The organism is Streptomyces sp. NPDC056835 (assembly GCF_042789485.1).
Lineage (GTDB): Bacteria > Actinomycetota > Actinomycetes > Streptomycetales > Streptomycetaceae > Streptomyces.
Genome location: NZ_JBHUBB010000083.1, coordinates 1 through 2,278 on the forward strand (window position 1 = coordinate 1; position 2,278 = coordinate 2,278).

The following is a 2,278-nucleotide window of genomic DNA, read 5'->3' on the forward strand; positions in this document are numbered from 1 at the left end:
CGTCAGTCCGTATACATCGCCTTACGGCTTCGCACGGACCTGTGTTTTTAGTAAACAGTCGCTTCTCGCTGGTCTCTGCGGCCACCCCAAGCTCAAGGAGTAAATCCCATCACCCAGTGTGGCCCCCCTTCTCCCGAAGTTACGGGGGCATTTTGCCGAGTTCCTTAACCATAGTTCACCCGAACGCCTCGGTATTCTCTACCTGACCACCTGAGTCGGTTTAGGGTACGGGCCGCCATGAAACTCGCTAGAGGCTTTTCTCGACAGCATAGGATCATCCACTTCACCACAATCGGCTCGGCATCAGGTCTCAGCCTTAAAGTGCGACGGATTTACCTACCGCACGGCCTACACCCTTACCCCGGGACAACCACCGCCCGGGCTGGACTACCTTCCTGCGTCACCCCATCGCTTACCTACTACAGATCCGGGTCACCGGCTCCACCACTTTCCATTCCCCGAAGGGTCCGGAACGGCTTCACGGGCTTAGCATCGTCTGATTCGATACTGGGCGTTCCAAAGCGGGTACCGGAATATCAACCGGTTGTCCATCGACTACGCCTGTCGGCCTCGCCTTAGGTCCCGACTTACCCTGGGCAGATCAGCTTGACCCAGGAACCCTTAGTCAATCGGCGCACACGTTTCCCACGTGTGTATCGCTACTCATGCCTGCATTCTCACTCGTGAACCGTCCACAACTAGCTTCCGCTGCTGCTTCACCCGGCACACGACGCTCCCCTACCCATCACAGTCCCCGTTGGGGGTATGTACTGCAATGACACGACTTCGGCGGTACGCTTGAGCCCCGCTACATTGTCGGCGCGGAATCACTTGACCAGTGAGCTATTACGCACTCTTTCAAGGATGGCTGCTTCTAAGCCAACCTCCTGGTTGTCTCTGCGACTCCACATCCTTTCCCACTTAGCGTACGCTTAGGGGCCTTAGTCGATGCTCTGGGCTGTTTCCCTCTCGACCATGGAGCTTATCCCCCACAGTCTCACTGCCGCGCTCTCACTTACCGGCATTCGGAGTTTGGCTAAGGTCAGTAACCCGGTAGGGCCCATCGCCTATCCAGTGCTCTACCTCCGGCAAGAAACACACGACGCTGCACCTAAATGCATTTCGGGGAGAACCAGCTATCACGGAGTTTGATTGGCCTTTCACCCCTAACCACAGGTCATCCCCCAGGTTTTCAACCCTGGTGGGTTCGGTCCTCCACGAAGTCTTACCTCCGCTTCAACCTGCCCATGGCTAGATCACTCCGCTTCGGGTCTTGAGCGCGCTACTAAACCGCCCTATTCGGACTCGCTTTCGCTACGGCTTCCCCACACGGGTTAACCTCGCAACACACCGCAAACTCGCAGGCTCATTCTTCAAAAGGCACGCAGTCACGACTGACAGCACAAGTACTGCCAGCGACGCTCCCACGGCTTGTAGGCACACGGTTTCAGGTACTATTTCACTCCGCTCCCGCGGTACTTTTCACCATTCCCTCACGGTACTATCCGCTATCGGTCACCAGGGAATATTTAGGCTTAGCGGGTGGTCCCGCCAGATTCACACGGGATTTCTCGGGCCCCGTGCTACTTGGGTGATTCTCAAACGAGCCGTACAGATTTCAGCTACGGGGGTCTTACCCTCTACGCCGGACCTTTCGCATGTCCTTCGCCTACCCATACGGTTTCTGACTCGCCGACCGGCCGGCAGACCGATCAAGAGAACTCCCACAACCCCGCATGCGCAACCCCTGCCGGGTATCACACGCATACGGTTTGGCCTCATCCGGTTTCGCTCGCCACTACTCCCGGAATCACGGTTGTTTTCTCTTCCTGAGGGTACTGAGATGTTTCACTTCCCCTCGTTCCCTCCACACTGCCTATGTGTTCAGCAGCGGGTGACAGCCCATGACGACTGCCGGGTTTCCCCATTCGGACACCCCCGGATCAAAGCTCGGTTGACAGCTCCCCGGGGCCTATCGCGGCCTCCCACGTCCTTCATCGGTTCCTGGTACCAAGGCATCCACCGTGCGCCCTTAAAAACTTGGCCACAGATGCTCGCGTCCACTGTGCAGTTCTCAAACAACGACCAGCCACCCACCACCCCACCCTGTACAGGCGAGTTCACTGGGGCCGGCACCACGAAGGGCGAGCAGCGCTCGCACCTTCAGATACCCAACAGCGTGCCCGACCCGTCCAACCTCCCCACTGTGTTCCACGCCGAAGCAGTACTAACAGGAAGAAACCGAACGTGCCGAGTAGTCAACGTTCCACCCATGAGC

At 57.7% G+C, this 2,278-nt stretch carries 1 rRNA gene; it reads right to left on the minus strand.

Annotated features, from left to right (window positions below):
* A 23S ribosomal RNA gene (locus ACFRMN_RS38625) occupies positions 1 to 2,046 on the minus strand; the annotation flags it as partial.
* Positions 2,047 to 2,278 lie beyond the last annotated feature (232 nt).